Here is a 24,232-nt window from a genome sequence, read left to right on the forward strand (position 1 = left end):
GGAGCGCCGCCAGCTTGGCAGGCCAAACATGGTCTGCATTGGAACTAGCGACATATAAAGTTTACAGCCGGGCTCGAATTCACTGGACTTCAAACGATCACCCCATGGCAGATATTCCACCAGTCGCGTCTATGCGTCGAGTGCCCGTAATCGGGCTTATCGGCGGCATCGCTTCGGGCAAGAGTTTTGTCGGCCGCACTTTGCAGGAACTGGGAGCGGTGCGAATCGATGCCGATCGCCTTGGCCACGAGCTATTGGACAATATTCTGATCAGACAGCAGTTGGTACGCGAACTGGGCCCGGAGATTTTGACCACAGACGGACACATTGACCGCGCCCGCGTCTCTGCCTTGGTATTTGGCAACGATGAGCAATCACTCCGGCGGCGACGACGCTTGGAAAGCGTTCTCCACCCAGCAATTCACGAGGCCGCTATCCAACAAGTTCAAACTCTCTCGCACTCATCGCCGCCACCTACCGCCGTTGTTATCGACGCTCCACTGCTGGTCGAGGCCGGTTGGGATCGCATGTGTGACTGGGTCTTCTTCGTCGACACGCCGGAGTACGTTCGTCGCCAACGCGCAAGCCAGCGCGGCTGGTCGGAAAGTCATTGGCGGGATCGCGAACATACCCAGCTCGACCTAAACCGTAAACGCCAAGCCGCCACCCACTTGATTCCCGGTGATCTACCAGCACCGGAACTCAAACAGCGACTGGTGCAACTCCTGAATGAGATGCACGCCGGTGAATGAAGCCTCTTGCAACGGCTCAATATGCGTGCGTACTAACGCGACATGGGAGCATGTGGTCCATGGATTATTCGCGACGGTCAAATGCAACCTCACTTAGGCTTGCGGTTCGGTCATGCGGTACGGGTCCAAAGCTTCTCGGAGCGTGGCTTCGGGCAGCAGTTTTTGTTCTTCACACAATTGGCGAATGGTCTTGCCGGTCGCAAAGGCCTCTTTAGTCAACTTGGCAGCTTTTTCGTATCCGATCAGCGGATTCAAACTAGTGGACATTGACAGACTCTGTTCGACGGCGGCTTCGCAAGTCTGAGGATTGGCCTCCAACCCCTGTAAGCAGAATTCCAGAAACGCCTTCACTCCGCAGCTCATGAGAGCGATGCTCTCGAGTACGCAGTGTCCCATAACGGGCATCATGATGTTGAGCTGAAAATTGCCGCCAGTGGCACCGCAGATGGTGATGGTTTGGTCGTTGCCCATGACGCGCGCGGCCACTTGCATCAAGCTCTCACACATCACTGGATTTACTTTACCAGGCATAATTGAACTGCCGGGGGCGCGTTCGGGCAGGATGACTTCGAAGAATCCGCAGCGTGGCCCACTACCTAGCCAACGTATGTTATTGGCGACGTTAAACAAAGTATTGGCAATGGTCTTCAACTCCGCATGACACTGCACCAATCCGTCGCGCTGTGCGTTCGCTTCGAAGTGATTGACGGCTTCAACGAACGATATTCCGGTGTCTTCCGCCAGCGCAGCCGCCACGCGACTGCCAAATTCTGGGTGAGTATTGATACCACTGCCAACGGCCGTTCCGCCGACAGGCAATTCCTGCACCGCTTGTAGTGCGAGTTCGGCCCGGGCCACCGACAGCTCGAGCTGTCGAGCAAACCCCCCGAACTCTTGTCCCAATCGCAGTGGAGTTGCATCCATCAAGTGCGTGCGACCAATCTTGATGATGGAGTCCCAGGCGCTGGCCTTGTCGGCCAACATGCACTGGAACTCTTGCAAGGCAGGCAGCAAACGTTGGCGAATTTCAATCGCTACCGCCACGTGAATTGCCGTGGGAAACGTGTCGTTGGTACTCTGGCCCATGTTCACGTGATCGTTGGGATGTATCACCTTCTCCTTGGCAAACCGATCACCGCCGGTTAATTCGATAGCACGATTGGCAATCACTTCGTTGACATTCATGTTGCTAGAAGTCCCGGAGCCAGTCTGATAGATGTCGATGGGGAATTGATCAGACAACTGGCCATTAGCTACTTCTCGCGCAGCTTGTAAGAGCGCAGTAACCTGAGTATCGTTCAGCGTGTTCTTTCCACTGCCAGTCAGCTTGCCAAGGTCGCGATTGGCAATGGCGCAGGCGTATTTGACAAGCGCCATGGCTTTTAGCAACGCAGGCGGCAATGGCATACCGGAGACAGGAAAATTCTCTACGGCGCGTTGGGTCTGAGCTGAATAATAGGCGTTGGCGGGCACTTGCACGTCGCCCATCGAGTCGCGTTCGATGCGGTACTGAGTCATGCTGGTGGTTTTCTTTTGGATGCGGGAAAGCCGAAGGAAGGTGAACGAGCGTTCATCCTAACTTGACATCCCGAAATGCCAACCGCACCTAACGCACTAGCTGAAGAAGTGGCAGCTTGAAAGCTTGCTCATACTGCTGGAAATGGAACTATCCACGGGAAGAACTGGCAGCATAGAATCCGGCTGACCTGCCCACGCCTTACACCACAGCCACCAGGCACTGCTAACCTTAAGTTCTAGCTGTTTGAGAATGTAACTTTTACAATCCTGGGAAGGTATGTTAATTGCCGCTCAGCTTCTCCGGAAGACATACAGGTAAGATGCTTTTTTCAACAGTAGCAGTCAGCCATGTCCGATCAGGCACCTCGCGATTGTACCGTTTTTAGGTTGAATCCTCTGGTTCCTTCGGATGCTCACGCCCAGACCGGCCCAGTTCAGAAACAGTCGCCAGGTGGGGTAGGCGAACTCCCCACAGCAAAACTGGCCAACGGTCGATTCGAGATTCAACAGACCTTAAGTCGCGGTGGCTTTGCGGCTGTGTACCGGGCCTATGACCTTCAATTGAAGCGCGTGGCAGCATTGACGCTCCCGCATGGCAATATGCTGGGCAATCGATTACGCCTATGAAGGAGACGTTATCGGCTACCAGCCAGCACTTGGTGGGCTCCATTCACAATTTGGCATCTGAGGTTATCAACAGTAGCTGCCAAGAATCCCAGGTTGGCTCTGGCGTCGGGATTGCCAAGGATAACCGCCAGGGGCAATGTGCAGCCGGTATTTATTTGAACCATGGCAGTTTGTCTGATGACACTCCATCTTGCAGCGCTATTAATCCGGCTAGGCGTTGGCCCAGCATCGAGATGTGGAATGGGGCTTGTTGAATCGACAGATTTGCAAGCAATCCGATGTCTTATGGAAATCCCCAGCTGCACGGCACGTTGGTCGGTAGAGTTTTAGCGGTAGGTGGCTGGTAGTCGGTGGTGTAGATGGGCTGATTACGATTCTGGATGGTCAAACTGGCGACATGATCCGACAGTGGGACTCGCAGCAGCTTGAAGTCAATGCAGCGGTGCTTAGTCTCGACGATGCCATCGCGTGTACCACCGGTGAAGATGGCAGTGTGGCGGACTGGCAACGGCCAACTGCTGTGGCGCTGCCAGCGGTACGAGATCTCCAATCGCTCATACGATCAAGTCCATCTACCACGGCTCAATCACCTAATCGTCCGTGGTAATCACAGTCAGTTGGCAGCGATCGACAGTCCAGTGGGAGCACATCTGGATGATTTGCCCAATCGAGTGGTAGGACATTGGATGTTGAAATCCGCTGGAAATGGCCAACAGTTATTGACCGAAGATCAAGCTCCAGAACTATACATCCTAGACGGCGGTGCGCTGCAGGTGAACGTTCGCGTGTAACTGCGATCACGGCGTTTGACCGCCTTGGGGGTCGTGGAGCGAACTGCGGTCAGCCCCAACGGCGCTGGGCGGCTGTGGATACCAATGGTCCAGAATTAATCCTACGTGATTTGCGTCGCCAGGAAGTGGTGGATCGGATTGTGCTAACTGACGCCCCACAAAATATCGCCTGGTTACCGTATGCCGGCGACCGGACCCAAGGAGAGCTGCCGTTCTATTTGCTGATTGCCGAACGCCATGGTAGTTTTTTGACGTGCATTTGAATGCTGGCGGCAAGCTGGAGACACGTAAGAGCTGGTTCACCACTGGGCGTGAACGGTTACGAGGCGATTAACCGTCGCCACAAGGATGAATGGCGTTATTGAAGCGGGGACGAAGCAAAAGCGAAGACTTTTCTGGGACAGTCATCGGAACGCTCCAATCCGCCCCGGCGCCTATCGACCCGTAGGGAGGTAATATTGGTAGCACGCGATCCGCCCACGCCGTCGCGTTCCGTAGGAACGCAATATTGGCAGAACGAATCCACTACGGCGCTTTCGTCCCTAAGAGGGCTGATTGGACGATGGCCAGCAGATATGGCCATCGTACGCCATAGGCCGAGGGAGGTCGCTGGAAGCCAAACAGACCAAAGATCAAGGATCTTTCGCAGAAGGGCTCAACAGCAACTCTTGGCCGCTCGGAGCTTGGTCTGCAGGCGGCTGAGCGGTGTCGGCCGGTTGCGGCTCAACCTGCTCGGCTGCTTCAGGCTTCTTGAGTGATCTCAGCTGGTCGCTGGGGCTGCCCGAGGAGCCATCGGTAGACTGAGGTTCAACCATCGGCTTGGCAGCACCGTAAGTCGTTTTTTCCTCAACTGCCGGAGTGGCTGCGACGCTCTCTGTAACTACTGTACTGCTGGGCGCGCCGGCTGACCACAAACTGGTTGCCGAGTAGGGATCGGAGTAACTAAGAGCTACCGGTGAATGTACAACTCGCGGTGTTCGCACTCGCACCTCATACGGCTCGTAGCGCATAACGCGACGAGGCGTAGTAACTTTGACTTGGAATGCTTCGTTCTCGTAGTACTTGACGGTCACTGGCTGTTCGACCGTTTCTAATTTGTACGAGGTTCTCTCGACAGTCTTGGGTCGCACCATGACCTGCTCGACCCACTCGGTCTTTTCAATCGGCACCTTGCGAACCATCGTTTGCGTTACCGGTTTTTGAACCGAATAAGGAATTTTACGGGATTCGTAAACCGGCTCCATGCGCGTTATGTTGTAGGGAACTTGCGTCTGCACGACTTCGCTTTGCAGCCGCGTAACTTGCACGGGCACCTGGGCTGTTTGCACTTGCGGCATAAGGCTGGTGTGCGGCACAGTGACCTGGACCGGATTGGGTTGATACATGACTTGCGCTTGCATCGTGCCTTGAGACGTATACGGTACCCAGCCCAGACCGCCGCGACGAAAACCGGCTTGGCCAAATTGGTCCGTGTAGTTACCAGCCCCCATCCAACGCAGTCCGTAGCGTGTGTCACCAGGCTGATAGTATGGCTGGGCAACGTATTGGCCTTGGTCCACAACCGATGTCTGATAGGTAGTCACCGGTTGGTAGGTCGTGTACTGCTGAGTTTGATATTGTGTCTCGGTGACCGGGCGCTGCACAACCTGGCTTTGCGTCTGATAGTGAGTTTCCTGAACCGGACGGTAGCTTACATGGGTCTCTTCGCGCTCGGCGGTTTCGGTTACGAAGCTGGTCTCTTGATAGGTTTGATCAAGCCACTCCTGCTTCTTGACAGGGGTGCGTACGGTATATCGCTCTTCGACCGTGCTCGTCTCGACAACTGGTCGGCGCACTGTAGTCCGTCGAGTCTCGGTGCGTTCTTTCATGACCGGGCGATATTGAGTTACCAACTGCTCAACGTACTCGGTGTCCCATACGGCTCGCATGCGTTGTTCTACATGCTCTTCCATAATCGTCTGCGGGATTACACTGTAGGTAGGCGCGCAAGCGCATTGCTGACCGAAGCTACTGGGCAGGGTGGCAACCATTGCCAATCCAGCGACTAGAAACGTCGACAATTGATACTGCCAGACAGGCTGCGAACGGCTAGTACACATGTTCATAGTGGCGTTGTTCCGCGAACGTTGGCTAGGAAATGTATCGCTCCACAATCGGAGTCGAAATGGGCTAATGAGGCTAAACGTAATCGGCGACCTATTTGCTATCTTAATTCCCCTAAGCAATCTCTGCACCGACAGTAAATGCAGTCAACAAGCGACTAGTTTTCGGTGCGCCGTTGCTGTATTTTTTAGCCGGTGCTGTTCGGGTCAAAAGCGCGGCGACCATCAGCCATCCGCAGCGCTTCTCAAGTCTAGTCTGCACATGGATTTACAGCCGAGCAATTTTCGTTCAAGTTCGGTGGACAGCCCGGTGGGCAGACCTCAAGCTGGCTTAGCCCGTTTATTTGGACCTACAACCGCTACAATCCGCCACTGGACTGTCCAACCAATTGTGCTCAATTGTTTAGCGACGCGCGGCCTCTAGACGGCAAAAATTTAGTCGATTCCGGCTCCAATAGAAGCGCTTATTGAGCGTTATCGCCTACTTTGATGCACTTCAAGCCTGAGGCGTGCCGATTGTGACGACTTGGCAAAGCGGGCTGGCTGCCGCCGGTGCCCAAGGGCATGCCGTAGGAGGTCGTTTAGCTCCTAAATCCGTTGTTTTGCCACTCGATAGGATCCTTCCTGACGACCCGCCAGCAGACGGTAAGGGGGTTTGGCTCGATGCAGGCCGTATCGAGCTGCGTTTACCCCCCTTTCCGCCAGGCAGCCCGAAAAAGTACCATACTCGCCTTTACTGCCGCTGCCCACCCTTTAGAAATCTGGTACTCATGGAAGCTGGGATCGTTGGACTGCCGAACGTTGGCAAGAGCACTCTGTTCAATGCGCTGACCAGTACGCAAGGCGCTCAGGCTGCGAACTATCCGTTCTGTACCATCGAACCCAACGAGGGCATTGTACCGGTTCCCGACCAGCGACTGCAGCGCATTTCCCAGTTCATTCATCCGCAACGCATCGTCCCGGCTATTCTCAAGCTGGTAGACATCGCCGGCATCGTCAAAGGCGCTAGCGAGGGCCAAGGACTAGGCAACAAATTCCTGAGTCACATCCGGGAAGTAGACACCATCCTGCAAGTGGTGCGGTGCTTTGAAGACAATGACGTTATTCACGTGTCCGGCCAAGTCGATCCGGTCAGCGACGTGGAGATCATCGAGACTGAGTTGATGCTGGCTGACATTCAGACTTTGGACAATGCGTTGCCCAAGGCCGAGAGGTCGGCCAAGAGCGGTGATAAAGATGCTAAACTCCGCGTGGCCGCCATCAAGCGCTGCCAAGAACACTTGGCCACCGACCAGCCGCTGCGCAAATTGGAATTGCCTGAACTGGAAGCCAAAGAAATAGCCAGTTACGGACTAATGACCGCCAAGCCGGTGCTGTATATTGCCAACGTCAACGAAGATGATCTGCACGGTCAAGGACCGTTGCCAACGGCGCTGCGGAAATTCGCTGAAGGCGTTGGCGCAATTGTTGTGCCGGTCTGTGCCAAGCTGGAGGCGGAGCTAGCCGAGCTTGACGAGACGGATCAGGCCGAGATGCTGCAATCGCTGGGCCTGACCGAACCTGCGCTGGCTACCGTCGCTCGAGAAACCTATCGCACGCTGAACTTGCAAAGCTACTTTACGGCTGGCGAAAAGGAAGTGCGCGCCTGGACCATACCCGTCGGCGCAACCGCACCGCAGGGGGCAGGTGTGATTCACTCGGACTTCGAGCGCGGATTCATACGCTGTGAAGTCTACAGACTGGACGATCTTGAGAAACACGGTAGCGAAAAGGAGATTCGCAACGCTGGCAAACTTCGCACCGAGGGCAAAACGTACGTCCTGCAAGACGGCGACATCTGCCATTTTTTATTCAATGTATGAGAATGCAGCGCGCTACGCTCGCCAAAGTACGGGAACCTACGGCTGCAATTGCGTAGAATTTCTGGTCTGCCGATCCATGGGTGGTTCTGCGCCCGTCGGCTGGCCAGTATCATTCAGGCCCGATCTTAACAGGTAGGCTCATCAACCGCATTGAGGCACATGCTAGACAACGCTCCATTTCTTTCGCACACGCATCGCAAGCTGACGATTGAAGGCTATTCGCGAGCCGCCGTTCAGAGTTATTGGCGACTGCCCGAACTGCGTATTGGCTTCGACTTGGGCGCACAGCCGTGGGATTTTATGGGTACCGCCATGTGGGCCATCACCCATACGCACTTGGATCATGTCGCCGCCCTGCCAGTCTATCTAGCCCGACGACGCATGATGAAGATGGAGCCACCCACGATCTACCTGCCTAAACATTCGATACCGGCGACTGAAGCCATGTTACGATCGTTTCAGCGACTGGACCGTGGACGGCTACCTGGCGAGCTAGTGCCGGTCGAGCCGGGGGACGAAATCGAGCTGTCGCGAGAATTGGTAATGACTGTTCACGCCACCACGCACACGGTGCCGAGCGTCGCCTACCTGGTCTGGGAGCGACGCAATAAACTCAAGCCCGAATACCTGCACCTGAGTGGTCCCGAGATTCGCGACCTGCGCTTGAGCGGCGTCGAAATCAGTACCGAAGTACGCCTGCCTATCGTTGGCTACACGGGCGATACCAGTCCTGCGGGTCTCGATAACAATCCCGACCTGCTGCGCGCCCAAGTGTTAATCACCGAGATGACGTTTGTGGCGCCGCGGCATCGAAAGGAAAAAATTCACAAACATGGGCACATGCATTTGGATGACTTTGTTCAGCGGCAAGCCAGTTTTCAAAACGAACTGATCATTGCCGGGCATTTCAGCGTCCGTTACAGCAGTGCTCAGGTCCAGCGCATGGTGCAGAAGAAACTGCCGGACTTGATGGGCGGTCGATTGAAACTGTGGATATAATTGTTGTGGTAGCTTGCACGACACATGTCCATTTTGGCGGCTCCGGGGTCCACGGTGAGGGCGATCGGCGTTCGGCTCTGGAGGGAACTAGCACATGGCAATGCCTGCGGCTGGAAACAGCTACGATCGGATCAAGCTGCTGAGGCTGATGTTCCTCAGCCGTGAGGGTGATCGCCGCGAGGGGCTGCTGCTCCGGCAAGGTAAAGGCTGGTTCCATGTGTCGGGTGCCGGACACGAAGCTATGGCGGCGATCGCCCACTGTCTGGAACCAACCGATTATCTGTTTCCCTACTATCGCGATCGCGCATTGATGTTGGCACGCGGCCTGACCAACGCTCAATTGGCTAGTGCATTCTATGCCAAACGCGGCTCGTCGAGCACCGGTCGACAGATGCCAGCTCATTACAGTGATCGCGACTTGAACATTTGGAGCGTCCCGACACCTACAGGCTCACAATGCTTGCCAGCCTGCGGAGTGGGCTGGGCTATGCAGTTGCAGGCACATCCCGGAGTTGTATTGACCACGCTGGGCGATGCAGCCGCTCGCCAAGGTGAATTTGCCGAAGCGGTGGCTTTTGCGTTGGAGCGACAATTGCCGGTTGTGTTCGTCGTCGAGGACAATCACTACGGCATCAGCACCAACACGCAGCGACAGAATCCATTCAGACTGGGCCTGTTCGGCCAGCAGTTTGTTGAGCACGTCGACGCACGACATCCCGATCGAGTTTTGGCGACGGTGGCTGGTGCTGTTCAGCAAGCTCGGCGCGGCGGTGGTCCCAGCGTGATCTGGGCCGAGGTCGATCGGCTGAGTCCGCATACCAGCAGCGATGATCACCGCATCTATCGTACGCCTGAGGATATTCAGGCCATGAACTCGCGCGATCCTATCGAACGACTGGCAGATGAACTGATTCTGGCTGGTCAACTGACAGTCACTCAATGGAAGTCGATGCAGAATGAAATCTGCCAACAAGTGGACCGCGAGTACGCCGAGGCCGAAGCAGAACCGGATCCAGATCCGCGTGAACTTTTGCATGAGCTGGTAGCAAGTGCTCCGAACTTCACTCCGCCGTTGCCTCAAGCCATTGAGGATTCTGAACCGCAGCGCATTGTAGATGCGTTGCAACAGACATTCCGCGCGGCTCTGCAAGCGGACCGGCGGGTAGTCATGTTTGGCGAAGACATCCAAGCGCCTAAAGGCGGCGTGTTCGGAATGACGGCGGGATTATCCGACGATTTTCCAGATCGCGTTTTTAATTCGCCGCTGGCCGAGGCGACCATTGCTGGAGTGGCTGTGGGCATGGCCTGTTATGGAATGAAACCCGTTTTTGAATTTCAGTTCATCGACTTTGTTGGACCAGCACTGAACCAGATTTGCAATAATTTGGCCACGCTTCGATGGCGAAGCGGTGGCCAATGGACTTGCCCGGCGGTGTTGTATGCCCCGTATGGGGCCTACCTGCCTGGCGGCTCGTTGTGGCATTCGCAGGCCAACGAGTCGTTATTCGCGCACCTACCTGGCATCCGCATCGCTGTCCCCAGCACGCCAGAAGACACCGCTGGTCTACTTTGGTCGGCCATCAACAGCCACGATCCGACACTGCTGCTGATTCCCAAACACTTGCTGCGCCATGTTCAACCTGCACCCAATCCATTGTCCGTCGTCGAGTTTGGCCGGGCACGCGTCCGACGAGCAGGACAGGATGTCACGCTGATCGCTTGGGGAAATTGTATGGAGCTGGCCGAAGCCGCTGCACAGCTGCTTGACGGGCAGATTGATGTGGAAGTCATCGACCTGCGAAGCATTCAGCCCTGGGATCAAGCAACCATTGCTGCATCGGTTGCCAAAACAGGACATCTGGTTGTTGTGCAAGAGGATGGTCAGTCATGCAGTGTCGGTCAAATGATCATTAGCCACATCGCCAGCGATCCAACCAGTTTCTATTGGTTGCTCGGCCCGCCGCAACTGGTCTCCAAGATCGATGTGCCTATCGGCTACAATCCAGTTTACGAGTTTTCCGCGCTGCCCGATGTGTCGCGCATCGTAGCCGCAATTCGCTTGACTCGGGAGGCTTAGGTTGCCATGCCTGTTGTTGCACTGCGCGTTCCACAATTGGGAGAGGGGCTCCGCGAGGCGTTGTTGATTGAATTCCTCAAACAACCCGGCCAGCGCATTGAGCGCGACGAGCCAATCTACATCATGGAGACTGACAAGGCTACCAGCGAAGTAGAGTCTCCGTGCGGTGGCCAGTTGCTGAAATGGCTAGTTCAACCCGGAACGGTTGTCGCAATCGGCACAGAGATTGCGCAACTCGAGGTCACGGCCGATGACGAACTGGCTGCTGACGTCCAACCAGCAGGGGACTCACCTGGTGTCGAACTGCGTGGCCAGCCGGCTGTGCTATCCGATCCATCTTCGCCACAGACTCCGACATCGCCTATACCTGGGCAGCCAGCGCCCGATGCCAGAACTCGTATTCCACCGCGCACCCGGAAGATGCTGCGCGATACCGGGTTGTCAGCCCAGGTGGACCAAATTCCTGTAAGTGGCAGCAAGATGTTGCCGACAGATGTGGACGCTTATCTGGCTGCATCCAGTGACCAGACGGTGTCTAATCAAGCTTTTGATGTGCTGCCTTTGGCGAAATCACAGATTTCACTCAATTACCGATTATCGCGCAGCGCGGCAGCCTGCATCCCTGTAACCGTCGTTGTCGATCTGGACTGGACGGCTATTCAGGCCACTCATCGCCAGCTGGCAAGCGCTGATGGTCCTACGGAGTTTGCGCTGGCCTGCTGGTCAATTGTGCAGACGATGAAAGCACATTCCAAATTCCGCAGCGCGTTGTCCAACGATGGTCGATCGCTAAAGACGTATCGCAACGTTCACTTGGGCGTAGCGGTGGCGCTGCCCGACGATCAACTGGTGACTGCCACCATTCATTGTGCGGACAGCCTGACACCGGGCGAGTTCTTCAACGCCTATCGCAACCAGGTACAACTGGCCCGACAAGGCGTCGATCAGGCCGACGAGTCGATAACCGTGTCGGTGTCAAATATCGGCAAAGTGGGTATTCGGCTGGGTATTCCGGTGATCGTTGCCCCGGCAGTGGCCACGTTGGTATTGGGCGAGCTGTTTCAGCGGGCCGTGCCCGACGGCCAATCCTATCGCTTTTGTCCGACGACAACTGCCGCACTCTGTTTTGATCATCGAGTCATCAACGGAGCCGGAGCGGCCAGCTTTATCGGCGACTTTCGTCATCACGTAGAAACGTTGCAACTATCGCAGCGCGACTTGTAGCAGGCCATATTCGCGTGCCCGGTGGGTCGTGGACCTTTCCTGGAAACACTGCCGAGCAAAGCACCGACCGATGACCGCCTCGATATTAGCAAGGGTTTTCAAGATTGCAGCTGAACCTGGAGCACCGCTATCGCCCGCCACCGGCACAGGCACAGGCACAGGCACAGCCGGCGCAGGCACAGGCACACCCCCCACCACCTCCTCGGCGACCGCCTCCGCTACTGGCTGAGTGTTCGGCCAGCGCCTTGAAGACATCGGCGGTAACGCGATCGACGCCACTCAAGTCCACGACGCCGCCGCTGGGCACATTCAATCCCATCTTGACGGGTTCGACCGCGGACGCCAATCCCGCCATCGTGTTTTCAGCCCAGCCGGCAAACGATGAAGCAACTTCGCCCAGCGAGGTTCGCGACGTGTCGGGAGTGCCCAGGCTGGGCGCTCCTCCGCCGGGGATTCCGCTGCCAGTTGAAGGTATCCCGCCAGCAGGACCTCTCCATGCTCCTCCATCCATAATGATGATCGGTCCCGTTCGACGGCGCTCCCAAGGTGGCCGGTATCGATAGCCGCGTCTTGCCCAACGCTCGAACACGTCGATCCAATTGTCGTCCAGCAGAATCCATTCGTGATTCCGATCGAGTACTTCGTCGCGCAATTCGGCTTGCCCCACCGACTCGGCTTCTTTTGATGCGCGCTCGATGATGGCTCGGTAATAAGCTTGCGTTTCCTGCAAATCGAAGCCGGCCATGCGGCTTGCAACCGACTTAAACAGCCCCCCCATGGCTTCGTTGAGATCACACTTTTTCACAGGCCCTTGGTGAGCTTGCAGTTGGTCTAGAAAAGCATGCTCGTAGTCGTGCAACACGATTCCGCGCTGACCCGCCACTTGCAACCGTCGCTTACGATCGACGCGAAATGCAACGTCTACATCAACTTGCAATGGATCGTCGCTTGTTTTTTGTAGTACTTCCTTACGTATCAGACCGAACAATACGAGTGTCAAGACCTTACCCAAAGGCAGCTCCAGCAGCACAGCCGCTTGAGGGGCCGTCAGACCGCGTTTGATACCGCCGCCCTCAACTGTGGCCATGGCCGGCAAGTAATCCATCTTCTTGCGGCGCTTCTTCAGTAACCGTTCATTTAGCCAGTAGGCCAAGCCCAAAAACGGCCAAGCAGCGAGATTCAGCGCCGGGGAGATGGAGGCTGCCAGTCCCAGCATGCCCACCAACATGAAGAACAGCACAAAGCCCGTACCGTGTGAAAATCGAAAAAAAATAATGGCCAACAAAATGGCCGAGCCAATGAACGATGTCCACTGGGCGCTGGGATGCTCGCGAAACCATTTCATCATCAATCCAAATGGACCGATGGCCACAACACGCTGCATGCCAATCTGAGGGAACGATACCGAGCACTTGGGATTCTTCGGGGACAGCTGTATCGAGTCATATTGCCAGACCGCCACCGGATGTTTTTCGTTCCCTTCGCCAAACAGTACCAGGTCGGTGTATTTGTAGTTCTCAGCTTGGTATTTGACTTCTTCCGCTTTTACACCGGGTAGCATGTGAATGGCGACTTGCAGGCGTGTTCGTCCCTGCTGCGAATTGGGGTCAAACCAGGTGGGGATGATCTGCAAGCTGGCATAGCTCTTGTCGGTGCTATCGCGATAGACCATGTTGGGCATCGTGCACTGGAACTCGAAAACGCCGCTACCACCAGGCGGAATGGCAGAGGCACCCAAGTGCACTTCAACGCCGATGGGAATATATGTCGAGCGGCCTATGCTCTTAAGCTGCACGCCATCAACGGATGCCAACATATTGCTCAATTTATAGTCGGCATGAGGCAGGCCAATATCCACGACGTCGACGGCGTGTCCACCGCGACTATTTTCAAACAAGATTTTGTATTTCAGAAGAATTGACGCATCCGGTTGAACGAAGGCCTGCACATCCATCTGCGGGACGGAGAATAGGTAGTTTTGTGCGAGCACCTCTGGTGACACACTCGCACTGAACACTGCGACAATAACCAGTGACAGCCTTAGAATTCTCGTTCCTCCAGTTAACCGCATGACCACCTCGTTAATTTTCAATGGCCCAGCCGGCCGGGTCCGCTGGGCAATGCGCTGCACAGACGGTCATGAACGTACACTTCTGACAATGCTCGTTGCGATCAACCATTTCACGAAACCGCTGAAAGCTGGGATGATTCCAGATTTGCTGCCAGGGTTGTAAATGAATCTGCCCCACCGCGACTCTCTCTCCGCGCGGCGGATAAACTTGACCGGCAGCAGCAACGCGAATGCTGATATCGGCACCTGCGCGTGGTCCTGCACGAAGCAATCGACCGATACGGTCGGCGGTAAGCGGACTGCGGCTGCTGTGTGGCGGTAGCCAAATGATATTCACCTGGCGACTGTCGGCAACGTCTTCGATCCATCCGGCCAGTTGTCGCATAGCTTGAGCTTGGAAGGCTGTGGGCGGTTGGCTGCTGTCGGATGAATCGGCAACGACTGCCGTGGCTGGCGATGGCGCCAGTGGCTGGGCGATGGCGAAGACCTCGACATACTCGATTCCTCGCTGGGTGACTCGGTCTAATTCAACTTCAAAAACGTCTACCGATTCAGGTGTCAAACCGGCCTCGAGTACCGTCGATATTTCCCAACGATCGGCACAGGTTATCACTTCGTTCAAGCAATCGTAGTCGGCTGGCCCCATGAGTCGCTCGTGCAATTGCCGGCTGACACCCCACGGTACAACGACATAATCCAAACCCACTGCTGACAGTCGATCTAATAGTGTCGACTCGATGAGTTGCGTAGGTGCGACTAAGTGCTGGGCGGACAATCGAACGCCGGTAATCATTCCCATATCACCGGCCATTTGCACCGCTTCGGGCAACCAGCGCTCAAGTCGCTGATGCTCTGGCCGCTGCTGATCATCATTATCCAGCGACGGCACGAAGCGCACATGAGGAATGCCTGCGTCCCACAAAGCCTGCAGATAGCGGCGCAGATCAACCACGTTGGACGACTCGACATCGGCTTGAAAAGGAGCGATCAACCCTTGGGGGTACTCCTGAACCATTGGGTCGGTTAGATTGAAAATCGGATATCGTTTGCTGGGCGATCCCAACTCGGCCAGCATTTTCCGAACGTCATTGACGATGCCTTGTGGATTGGGAGCCCCAGCTAGCGATTGTAGAATTTGCTGTTGGCTATGTCCCTCGAGCAATCCGTAAGCTACCAGGGTGCCCGAGCGAGTCAAGCGAACCGCCTCAATGGCAGCCACTAACAGTAACGACTGTCCGCTGTTTTCGATGCGCAGGTGATATCGCACCAACTCACCGTCGCGCTGGCGGCGATAATGAAACAGGCCAGGACGAAGGGCTGCGGAGCCCTGTGGTTGCTTGGCAGAGGGCAGTAGCCAAGGCCTTATTTTGCTCCAGTCCATGGCGATATCGTCCCAGGTTGCGGCGCGGCAGGTAAAGCGGTTGGTGGCAAAAGCAAAGTCCATTCTGTCGCGATAGGTCGTCAGCGCATGCACCGTCTAGGGTTGGCATCCAGCAGACCGCGAAAAGCAAAGCCAATCTATCGCGTTCGGGCCGGAATACAATGCTTGGCCGCCAAGCCTTGGTCAGCTTGCCGATTGTTCAACTGGAAGCAAAATTCGGACCAATTAAGCTGTTGAGCGACGCAATGACCACCCCTACCGGGGGGCTCGCCATGAATTAACCCGAAAAAGCCAAGCAAATAAATTTCCCCTGTGGTGTCTAATCGGCTTTGCTGATGCGACGATCGTCGGTATATTACTCGGTCACGTTCGGCCGGCTCGCCTCCACCACTCTCGACCGCTGTTAGATGCACATATCGCGTCAGGATGCAGACCGATTAGATGCATGCTCCGCACGGGTATCTTCGTAGATTCTCCCGTCTAAGGGTCTTGGTACGCACGGTAGAAGCCGCAACGCAAGAACTAGCCTGCCCGACATTACCTACCGCGATTCTTAATCAGGAGAATGATTCGTCCTATGGCCACTCCTTCTCAGCGACGACTCCAACCTACCCGTGTTCGAAGATTCGGTTCTGGCGTGGATGCTCTCGAGTTGCCCTCGTTGACCGATTTGCAGACCAAGAGCTACGAGCTGTTCTTGCAAGAGGACATAGCGCCCGACAAGCGCAAGAACATTGGCTTGGAAGCGGTGCTGCGTGAAATTTTCCCGATCGAGAGCTACGACAAGCAGGTATCGCTGGAGTTCTTGCGCTACGAGTTAGGCAAGCCTCGCTATACGCCGATGGAGTGTCGTCAACTGCGCTTAACGTACGGACGACCGATGAAAGTCTGGCTGCGTCTTAATCGCGAACAGCCACTGGAAGAAGAAGTGTATCTGGGTGACATTCCCATCATGCTCGGTGGAGGCGAATTCATCATCAATGGCGCGCAGCGCGTTGTGGTCAGTCAGTTGCACCGCAGTCCGGGCGTCGATTTTGTGGAAGAATTAGAAGCGACTTCCGATCGCAAGCTGCCGAGTTGCCGAGTTATTCCGGAGCGCGGAAGCTGGATCGAAATCAATGTTACCAAGAAGGACAGCCTCAGTGTCCGCATTGACCAGAGCGGAAAATTTTCGGTGATGACTCTGTTGCGAGCTATGTCGCCAGCCTTTAGCTCGGACAGCGATTTAATCAAAACATTCTATCCGACCGTTGTCGAAAAAATCACCGACGGTCGCAGTGTCGTCAAGATCGAAGGCAAGATTGCGGTTGACGATGTGGTGTACCCCAGCAAGTCGGAGCGAGCCGGGGAGATCATAATCGAAGCCGGTCAGAAGATCTCGAAGAATATTGCCGAAGTCATCTGTACGTCAGGCATTAAGAAACTGGAAGTCATGGAGTCGCCCAAGACTCCACACATCCTGTATTCGCTGGCCGAAGACAATACCAGCAGTCACGAAGAGGCACTGCTGCGGATCTTCCAACGGTTGCGCCCCGGTAATCCGCCTCAACTGGAAAAAGCTAAGACCTTATTCCACGAAAAGTTTTTCGACGTCAATCGTTATCGGCTCGGTCGCGTCGGTCGTTTTCGCCTCAATCGTAAGTTGAACTTGAATGTCTCTGAAGACGAGATGACCTTACGACCCGAAGACCTGGTGGCTTCGATTCGCTACCTGATCGACCTGTTCGATGCCGAGTCTGGAGCGCAGTTCGATGATATCGACCACTTGGGCAATCGTCGCCTGCGAACGATCGATGAACTGGCCTCCGATGAACTCCGCAAGGGGTTCCTCAAACTCAGCCGGACTGTCAAGGAGCGAATGAATGCCAAAGAAGTCGAAGAGATGTCGCCGCGCAGCTTGGTAAATCCCAAGAGCATCAGCGCTGCCATCGACTACTTCTTCGGGCGCGGCGAGCTTTCGCAGGTCGTCGACCAAACCAATCCGCTCAGTCAGTTGACTCATGAACGCCGCCTGAGCGCACTGGGCCCTGGCGGCTTGAACCGCAAGCGTGCCGGCTTTGAGGTTCGCGATGTGCACATTTCTCACTACGGCCGTATTTGCCCGATTGAAACGCCCGAAGGTACCAACATCGGTTTGATCAGTTCGTTGGCTATTTATGCTCGCGTGGATGAGTACGGATTTTTGGTAACGCCGTATCGAATAATCAACAAAGGCAAGGTTACCGATGAAGTGGTGTGGCTGCGGGCTGACCAGGAGTCCGACGCGTATATTTGCCCGGCAGATACTGAGACTCAAGGCGGTGCGCTGGTGGCAGGCCCGAATTTGATCGCTCGTTATCAGGCCGACTTTCAAATCGTGCTTCCCGAAGAAGTGAACTACATGGATATTGCTCCGGGGCAAATGGTCGGCGTGTCGGCCGGCCTGATTCCGTTTTTGGAGCACGACGACGCCAACCGCGCATTGATGGGTTCCAACATGCAGCGGCAAGCGGTTCCACTGCTCGTGGCTGAGCCACCGATCGTGGCGACAGGTATGGAGCGATCGATCGCGATCAATAGTGCCATGTTGGTTCGGGCCAAGCGGGCTGGCAAGGTGAGCTATGTTGATGCCAATCGCATCGAAGTCGGTTCAGATGTCTATGAACTGGAAAAGTATCAAGGACTCAATGAGCGAACCTGTTTGAATCAGAAGCCGGTCGTCAAATTGGGCGACAAGGTGGAGAAAGGGCAAGTCATCGCTGACGGAGCTGCAACGCACAACGGCGAACTGGCGCTGGGTCGCAATGTATTGGTGGGCTTCATGTCGTTTGACGGCTATAACTATGAAGATGCAATCATTATCAGCGAAGAGCTAGTGCGGTCTGACACGTACACGTCGCTGCACATTGAGGATTTCGATGTCGAAATCCGCGAAACCAAGCTGGGCCGCGAAGAGTTCACGCGCGATATTCCCAATGTTTCGGAAAAGGCCCTTCGAAATCTGGACGAAAGTGGCATCGTCCAGGTGGGTACTTATGTCCGCCCCGGCGATGTACTGGTGGGCAAGGTTTCACCCAAGAGCAAAACCGAACTGACTCCTGAAGAAAAGTTGCTGCACGCCATCTTTGGTCGAGCCGGTGAAGACGTCAAGAACGATTCTCTGGAAGTGCCCTCAGGCATTGAAGGCATTGTGATCGATACCCAAAAATTCAGTCGCCGCATGAGCTTGTCCGACGAAGAGCGTAAGGCTTTTGAAAAGGAGCTCAAGGAAGTCGAAACTGCCGGCAATGCCTTGGTTTCGGAGGCTTTCCATACGTTCATTGGGGAGCTGGAAGCGGTGGCAGGTTCCAAGCTGGTGGATGACGACGGCACACCGTTGGCCGGCAATCAAGACCCCAAGTTCATCGCAGAGAATGCTCAGACGTTTAACTTGTCGCGCGTCCTAAACAAGTTGGATGAAAAGCATCACGCTGAACTGCGCAAGGCGTACAACCGGTCGTGGTCTAAGGTGGAAGAAGCCCTGGACGCTCGCGATCGACGACTCAACAGCATGAAGCGCGGCGACGAACTCCGTAGCGGCGTGTTGCAGATGGTCAAGGTCTACATCGCCACCAAGCGGACGATCAGCGTCGGTGACAAGATGGCTGGTCGCCACGGAAACAAGGGGGTGATTTCCAAGGTATTGCCGATTGCCGATATGCCGTATCTACCTGATGGCACTCCGCTACAGATTCTCCTCAATCCGCTGGGCGTACCCAGTCGTATGAACGTCGGACAAATTCTGGAAACGCACTTGGGATGGGCTGGTGCCACCATGGGCTTCCAGTCGATTACTCCGGTGTTTGATGGCGCCAGCGAAGAGGAAATCAATCAATGTTTGGCTGATGCGGGGCTGCCGCGGCACGGCAAGATTCGATTGATCGATGGTCGAACCGGTGAACCGATGTCTCAGGAAACCACGGTCGGTTACATCTACATGCTCAAGCTGCACCATTTGGTGGACGACAAGGTCCACGCGCGCAGCACCGGTCCGTATTCGCTGATTACGCAGCAGCCGTTGGGCGGCAAGGCGCGTTTCGGTGGCCAGCGTTTCGGAGAAATGGAAGTCTGGGCGCTGGAGGCCTACGGAGCCGCTTACATCCTGCAAGAATTGCTGACGGTCAAGAGCGACGATGTCGAAGGCCGCACGAAAATTTACGAGTCGATGGTCAAGGGCGAAAACTCGCTTGAGGCTGGCACTCCCGCCAGCTTCGACGTATTGACCAACGAAATTCGCGGACTGGGTCTCAATATGCGTTTAGAAAAACGCAAGATTTAGACTCCGCCCTCAAGATTTATTTCCCCACACCTGTGCGCAACGCATTTTGCACTTAACGTAACTTTCAATCAACGCAGTGCAAACAAGTTTCTAACTGTCAGGAGCCGCTGGATATGTCGACAGCCGAAATCAGTTATGATCGCGTCAATGACTTCACTTCAGTCAAGATCAGCCTTGCGCGACCGCAAGATATCCGAAGCTGGTCATTCGGCGAAGTCAAGAAGCCTGAGACGATCAATTACCGCACCTATCGCCCTGAAAAGGACGGATTGTTCTGCGAACGGATTTTTGGCCCAGAGAAGGACTGGGAGTGCGCCTGCGGTAAGTACCGGGGTATGAAGTACAAGGGAATGATCTGCGATCGCTGCGGCGTGAAAGTGACTCACTCGCGCGTCCGTCGCAAGCGCATGGGGCACATCGAATTGGCTGCACCCATCGTGCACATTTGGTTCTTCAAGGCGATGCCGAGCCGCCTGGGGGCGCTGCTGGGCATGAAGACTTCCAGTCTGGAAAAAGTGATCTATTTCCAAGACTATGTGGTCATCGACCCCAAGGATACCCCGCTTGAGCCACTGCAATTGCTCAACGACGCCGAGTACCGTGAAGCTCGCAGCCAATACGGCGAAGGTTCTTTCGAAGCCGGTATGGGCGCAGAAGCCGTGCGCACGCTGCTGACAAAGCTGGACTTGACCAGTTTGAGCGAACGACTGCGCAAGGAAATGAATGAGACCAACAGCAAGCAGAAAAAGAAGGACATCAGCTCGCGGCTCAAGCTGGTAGAAGCCATCCGCGACAGCGACAATCGCCCCGAGTGGATGGTGCTGGATGTGATACCGGTTATCCCGCCCGACTTGCGACCGCTCGTTTTGCTGGACAGTGGCAATTTTGCTACCAGCGATTTGAATGATCTCTATCGCCGAATTATCAACCGCAATAACCGCTTGCGCAAGTTGGTGGACTTAAACGCACCGGACGTGATCATCAAGAATGAAAAGCGGATGCTACAGCAATCCGTCGATGCCTTATTTGACAACAACCGTTGCAAACGGCCTGTCCTGGGCAGTAGCAATCGTCCGCTCAAGTCGTTGACCGACATGATCAAGGGTAAGCAAGGCCGATTCCGTGAGAATCTGTTGGGTAAGCGAGTTGACTATTCGGCGCGCAGCGTGATCGTGGTTGGGCCGCAGTTGAAACTGCACCAGTGCGGTTTGCCCAAGAAGATTGCGCTTGAGCTGTATCAGCCGTTCATCATTCGTCGCCTGAAAGACATGGGTCACGCCGATACCATCAAGTCAGCCAAGAAGATGTTGGAGCGCAAAGACGAAGAGGTCTGGGATATCCTCGAGCAGGTGATCAAGAACCATCCCGTACTGCTCAATCGCGCGCCGACCTTGCACCGCATGGGTATTCAAGCGTTCGAGCCGATTCTGGTCGAAGGCAACGCGATTCACCTGCATCCGCTGGTGTGCAAAGGCTTCAACGCGGACTTCGACGGCGACCAGATGGCGGTGCACTTGCCGCTATCACTGGAAGCCCAGGTCGAAGCGCATACGTTGATGATGAGTACCCACAACATTTTCGCGCCTAGCAACGGTCGGCCGATCATGAGTCCTTCACAGGATACGGTGATGGGCTGCTATTACATTTCAATTGAAAAGCCGGACATGAAGGGCGAGGGCATGGTGTTCGCCTCGATGGCCGAAGCCGATCTGGCCTACCATCAAGGCGTGATCGACCTGCATGCGCGAATTCGGGTGCGTTTGCCCAAGCATCGCCGGTTGAAGACTGAAGAAGGCACGGGCAAGTTTGGTGATGTGATCGATACCACCTATGGTCGCATCCTATTCAACATGATGCTGCCCAACGGTCTGGATTTCTACAATTCGCCGCTCAAAGGCAGCGACTTGGCGGGCGTGATCAGCGACTGCTATTCGCGGCTGGGACGTCGAGCAACTATTGACTTGTTGGACAACATGAACCAGCTCGGCTTCCGCGAGTCGACCAAGAGTGGTTTATCGTTCGGTACCGACGACCTGGTCACTCCAGACTCCAAGCACAAGTTCATCGCCGAAACCGAGAAAGAGGTCATGAAGCTCAAGAAGAGTCACGATCGCGGCATGATGACGGCTCAGGAGCGTTATCGTTCGGTACTTGATCTATGGACGCACGCTCGCGAAAACATCACCAAGGACATGATGGCGGCGATGGAGAACGACGATCACTTGGGTGCTTGGTACGTCAACCCCGTGTTTTTGATGTCGCGTTCCGGTGCTCGCGGTGGTATCGAGCAGATTCGGCAGTTGGCCGGTATGCGCGGTTTGATGGCTAAGCCAACTGGTGAAATCATCGAAACGCCGATCAAAGCAAACTTCCGTGAAGGCCTGTCTGTGCTGGAGTACTTCTCCAGTACTCACGGTGCTCGCAAGGGGCTAGCCGATACCGCTTTAAAGACGGCGGATTCTGGTTACTTGACTCGCAAACTGGCCGACGTTGCTCAAAACGTGGTGGTGACTTTGGACGATTGCGGAACCACCCAAGGCATTACCAAGGGGGTGGTCTATCGCGGTGAAAAGGTGGAAGTTCGTCTTCTCGAAGCCATTACCGGTCGCGTGTCGCGCAATAACATCGTCAACCCAGTGACCGACGAAGTCATCGTGCAAGAGAACGAGATGATCACCCGTGAGATTGCACGCAAGATCGAGGAAATGGGCTTGGAGAAAATTCAGGTTCGTAGTCCGATGACTTGCGACGCTCCGTTGGGCGTTTGCCGACGATGCTATGGCATGGATTTGTCTACCGGCGCGATGGTCGAAGAAGGCATGGCCGTCGGCATCATCGCCGCTCAGTCAATCGGCGAACCCGGTACACAGCTGACCATGCGCACCTTCCACATCGGTGGTGCGGTAAACACGTCCGTTGAAGATAGTGAAATCCGCGCTAAGAAGTCGGGCTTGGTCAAGTTTGCCAAGATGCGCACCGTGACCAATCCGCAGGGTGCCGAAATCGTGCTGACTCGTAACAGCGAACTCGTATTGCTGGATAAGAAGGGCCGCGAATTGGAGAAGTATGATGTGCCAACCGCCGCTGTCCTGCGTGTTAAGGAAAATGAAGAAGTGACCGCAGGTCAGGTTCTGTGTCAGTGGAATCCGCACAAGATTCCGATTATCTCCGAAGTCTCCGGCAAGGTTCGACTGGACGATGTGGTGGAAGGTCAGACCATGCGTCTGGAACGCAATCCCGGCGGTACCATTCAGATGATCATCATTGACCATAAAGGTGACTTGCACCCGCAAATCGTCATTGAGAACCAGGAAGGCAAGACGCTGGACGTCTACTACTTGCCTGAGCGCGCCGTAGTGACAGTAGCCGAAGGAGCTACGATCGCCGCCGGTTCAGAACTGGCTGAAATGAATCGTGAGTCCAAGGGCGTCGCGGACATCACCGGTGGCCTGCCGCGCGTGACCGAGATTTTTGAGGCTCGTAAGCCGCGAGATCCAGCCGTGATTGCCGAGGTGGACGGCGTGGTCGAGTTACAACAGACCAAGCGCCGCGGCAAACGCACGATCATCATTCGCACCGAAAGCGGAGTCGAGCACGAGCACCTCGTGCCACACGGCAAGCGGTTCTTGGTGCATACCGGCGATCAAGTTAAAGCTGGTCAAGCGTTGGTCGATGGACCTCTGGTACCTCACGATATTCTGCGGGTCAGTGGTGAAGAGGCTGTTCAGGAGTATCTGACGCACGAAATTCAACAGGTCTATCGCAGCCAACGTGTGGAGATCAACGACAAGCACGTCGAGGTCATCATCGCCCGCATGTTGCGGAAAGTCAAAATCGATGGGCCCGGCGACACCAACCTACTGCCAGGGTTGGTTATGGACAAATTTGAATTCCGTCGAGTCAACGAGGAAATTTCTGGTTGTCTGAAAATTAGCGATCCAGGTGATACCGACTACGCTGAAGGCGCATTGGTGCCTCGGGAAGATTTGGAGAAGACCAATGCGCAAGTTGAGTCGATGGGCGGCACACCGGCCAAAGGCAAGAAACCCAAGCTATCTGCGGCCAGTACACAGTTATTGGGGATCACCAAAGCTGCCGTACAATCCAGTAGCTTTATTTCGGCAGCCAGCTTCCAAGAAACCACCAAGGTGTTGACTGAGGCGGCACTGGCCGGCAAGACGGACCGTTTGGTGGGTTTGAAGGAGAATGTGATTCTTGGCCACTTGATTCCGGCGGGCACTGGATTCCGCAGCTTCCAAGAGTCGGAGATATCTTATCGCCGTGAAGCTTTGGAAGACGTACTCAATCGCGGTCAAGCCGCTCTCGATGAGTCGTTCCCACTTTTGGAGCAGAGTCCACGCAACGAGCCAAGCCCGGTGGACTACCCAGCCAGTCCGCTGGCCAGTCTTGGACAACCAGAACCCTCTGGCGATAGCATCCAATTGGCCGACCCCCCTGCCGACGCGCCTTCGGCCGGCAGCGAACAATGACCATCCTGGCGGCCGCCTGACAGACCAACAAGCTGCATCGA

At 55.3% G+C, this 24,232-nt stretch carries 13 protein-coding genes; 9 read left to right on the top strand and 4 right to left on the bottom strand.

Going from position 1 to position 24,232, the window contains the following annotated elements; translation table 11 throughout:
- Nucleotides 1-104: 104 nt before the first annotated feature.
- Entirely contained in the window at nt 105-752 is a 648-nt protein-coding gene (gene coaE / locus KF752_01130) for a dephospho-CoA kinase (protein MBX3420136.1), read from the top strand.
- A gap of 93 nt (nt 753-845) precedes the next feature.
- Here the strand turns inward: coaE and KF752_01135 are convergent, their stop codons facing one another.
- Nucleotides 846-2,270, bottom strand: coding sequence for a class II fumarate hydratase (locus KF752_01135; GenBank protein ID MBX3420137.1), 1,425 nt, complete (start codon nt 2,268-2,270; stop codon nt 846-848).
- Nucleotides 2,271-2,618: 348 nt separating this feature from the next.
- Between KF752_01135 and KF752_01140 the strand changes: the two genes are divergently transcribed.
- Together KF752_01140 and KF752_01145 are read left to right on the top strand one after the other, a co-directional pair.
- The gene (locus KF752_01140; protein MBX3420138.1) at nt 2,619-2,897 is read left to right on the top strand and encodes a hypothetical protein; all 279 of its coding nucleotides are present in this window, start codon (nt 2,619-2,621) and stop codon (nt 2,895-2,897) included.
- 458 nt (nt 2,898-3,355) lie between these two features.
- The gene (locus KF752_01145; GenBank protein MBX3420139.1) at nt 3,356-3,688 is read left to right on the top strand and encodes a hypothetical protein; all 333 of its coding nucleotides are present in this window, start codon (nt 3,356-3,358) and stop codon (nt 3,686-3,688) included.
- 632 nt (nt 3,689-4,320) lie between these two features.
- Here the strand turns inward: KF752_01145 and KF752_01150 are convergent.
- The gene (locus KF752_01150) at nt 4,321-5,793 is read right to left on the bottom strand and encodes a hypothetical protein (GenBank protein MBX3420140.1); all 1,473 of its coding nucleotides are present in this window, start codon (nt 5,791-5,793) and stop codon (nt 4,321-4,323) included.
- A gap of 767 nt (nt 5,794-6,560) precedes the next feature.
- Between KF752_01150 and ychF the strand changes: the two genes are divergently transcribed.
- The 4 genes from ychF to KF752_01170 all read left to right on the top strand — a co-directional run bounded on the left by ychF (nt 6,561) and on the right by KF752_01170 (nt 11,952).
- Entirely contained in the window at nt 6,561-7,652 is a 1,092-nt protein-coding gene (ychF, locus tag KF752_01155; GenBank protein MBX3420141.1) for a redox-regulated ATPase YchF, read from the top strand.
- A 159-nt stretch (nt 7,653-7,811) separates the two neighbouring features.
- Nucleotides 7,812-8,651 carry a metal-dependent hydrolase gene (locus KF752_01160; protein MBX3420142.1) on the top strand — a complete coding sequence of 280 codons (840 nt, stop codon included), beginning with the start codon at nt 7,812-7,814 and terminating at the stop codon, nt 8,649-8,651.
- A 94-nt stretch (nt 8,652-8,745) separates the two neighbouring features.
- Nucleotides 8,746-10,728: a hypothetical protein gene (locus KF752_01165; GenBank protein MBX3420143.1), complete on the top strand. Its 1,983-nt coding sequence runs from the start codon at nt 8,746-8,748 to the stop codon at nt 10,726-10,728.
- A gap of 6 nt (nt 10,729-10,734) precedes the next feature.
- Complete coding sequence (locus KF752_01170; GenBank protein ID MBX3420144.1) at nt 10,735-11,952, top strand: 2-oxo acid dehydrogenase subunit E2; 1,218 nt, start codon at nt 10,735-10,737, stop codon at nt 11,950-11,952.
- Between the two features lie 127 nt (nt 11,953-12,079).
- Here KF752_01170 and KF752_01175 read toward each other — a convergent pair whose 3' ends face one another.
- Together KF752_01175 and KF752_01180 are read right to left on the bottom strand one after the other, a co-directional pair.
- Nucleotides 12,080-14,023 (bottom strand): hypothetical protein, encoded by a 1,944-nt coding sequence (locus KF752_01175; GenBank protein ID MBX3420145.1) that lies wholly within the window; start codon nt 14,021-14,023, stop codon nt 12,080-12,082.
- Nucleotides 14,024-14,033: 10 nt separating this feature from the next.
- On the bottom strand, nt 14,034-15,497 hold the full coding sequence (locus tag KF752_01180) for an SPASM domain-containing protein (protein MBX3420146.1): 1,464 nt from the start codon (nt 15,495-15,497) through the stop codon (nt 14,034-14,036).
- 484 nt (nt 15,498-15,981) lie between these two features.
- On the opposite strand from KF752_01180, the gene rpoB reads away from it, so the two are divergent.
- Both rpoB and rpoC read left to right on the top strand, forming a co-directional pair.
- The gene (rpoB, locus tag KF752_01185; GenBank protein ID MBX3420147.1) at nt 15,982-19,701 is read left to right on the top strand and encodes a DNA-directed RNA polymerase subunit beta; all 3,720 of its coding nucleotides are present in this window, start codon (nt 15,982-15,984) and stop codon (nt 19,699-19,701) included.
- Nucleotides 19,702-19,814: 113 nt separating this feature from the next.
- Entirely contained in the window at nt 19,815-24,191 is a 4,377-nt protein-coding gene (rpoC, locus tag KF752_01190) for a DNA-directed RNA polymerase subunit beta' (protein MBX3420148.1), read from the top strand.
- Nucleotides 24,192-24,232: the final 41 nt, after the last annotated feature.

The organism is Pirellulaceae bacterium (assembly GCA_019636385.1).
Lineage (GTDB): Bacteria > Planctomycetota > Planctomycetia > Pirellulales > Pirellulaceae > Aureliella.

Bases quoted from the DNA above. Each gene is read 5' to 3' on its own strand.
- KF752_01145 (MBX3420139.1), top strand. From the start codon at position 3,356: ATGCCATCGCGTGTACCACCGGTGAAGATGGCAGTGTGGCGGACTGGC.
- rpoC (MBX3420148.1), top strand. From the start codon at position 19,815: ATGTCGACAGCCGAAATCAGTTATGATCGCGTCAATGACTTCACTTCA.
- KF752_01140 (MBX3420138.1), top strand. From the start codon at position 2,619: ATGTCCGATCAGGCACCTCGCGATTGTACCGTTTTTAGGTTGAATCCT.
- KF752_01165 (MBX3420143.1), top strand. From the start codon at position 8,746: ATGGCAATGCCTGCGGCTGGAAACAGCTACGATCGGATCAAGCTGCTG.
- KF752_01175 (MBX3420145.1), bottom strand. From the start codon at position 14,023: ATGCGGTTAACTGGAGGAACGAGAATTCTAAGGCTGTCACTGGTTATT.
- rpoB (MBX3420147.1), top strand. From the start codon at position 15,982: ATGGCCACTCCTTCTCAGCGACGACTCCAACCTACCCGTGTTCGAAGA.
- KF752_01150 (MBX3420140.1), bottom strand. From the start codon at position 5,793: ATGAACATGTGTACTAGCCGTTCGCAGCCTGTCTGGCAGTATCAATTG.
- KF752_01135 (MBX3420137.1), bottom strand. From the start codon at position 2,270: ATGACTCAGTACCGCATCGAACGCGACTCGATGGGCGACGTGCAAGTG.
- coaE (MBX3420136.1), top strand. From the start codon at position 105: ATGGCAGATATTCCACCAGTCGCGTCTATGCGTCGAGTGCCCGTAATC.
- ychF (MBX3420141.1), top strand. From the start codon at position 6,561: ATGGAAGCTGGGATCGTTGGACTGCCGAACGTTGGCAAGAGCACTCTG.
- KF752_01160 (MBX3420142.1), top strand. From the start codon at position 7,812: ATGCTAGACAACGCTCCATTTCTTTCGCACACGCATCGCAAGCTGACG.
- KF752_01170 (MBX3420144.1), top strand. From the start codon at position 10,735: ATGCCTGTTGTTGCACTGCGCGTTCCACAATTGGGAGAGGGGCTCCGC.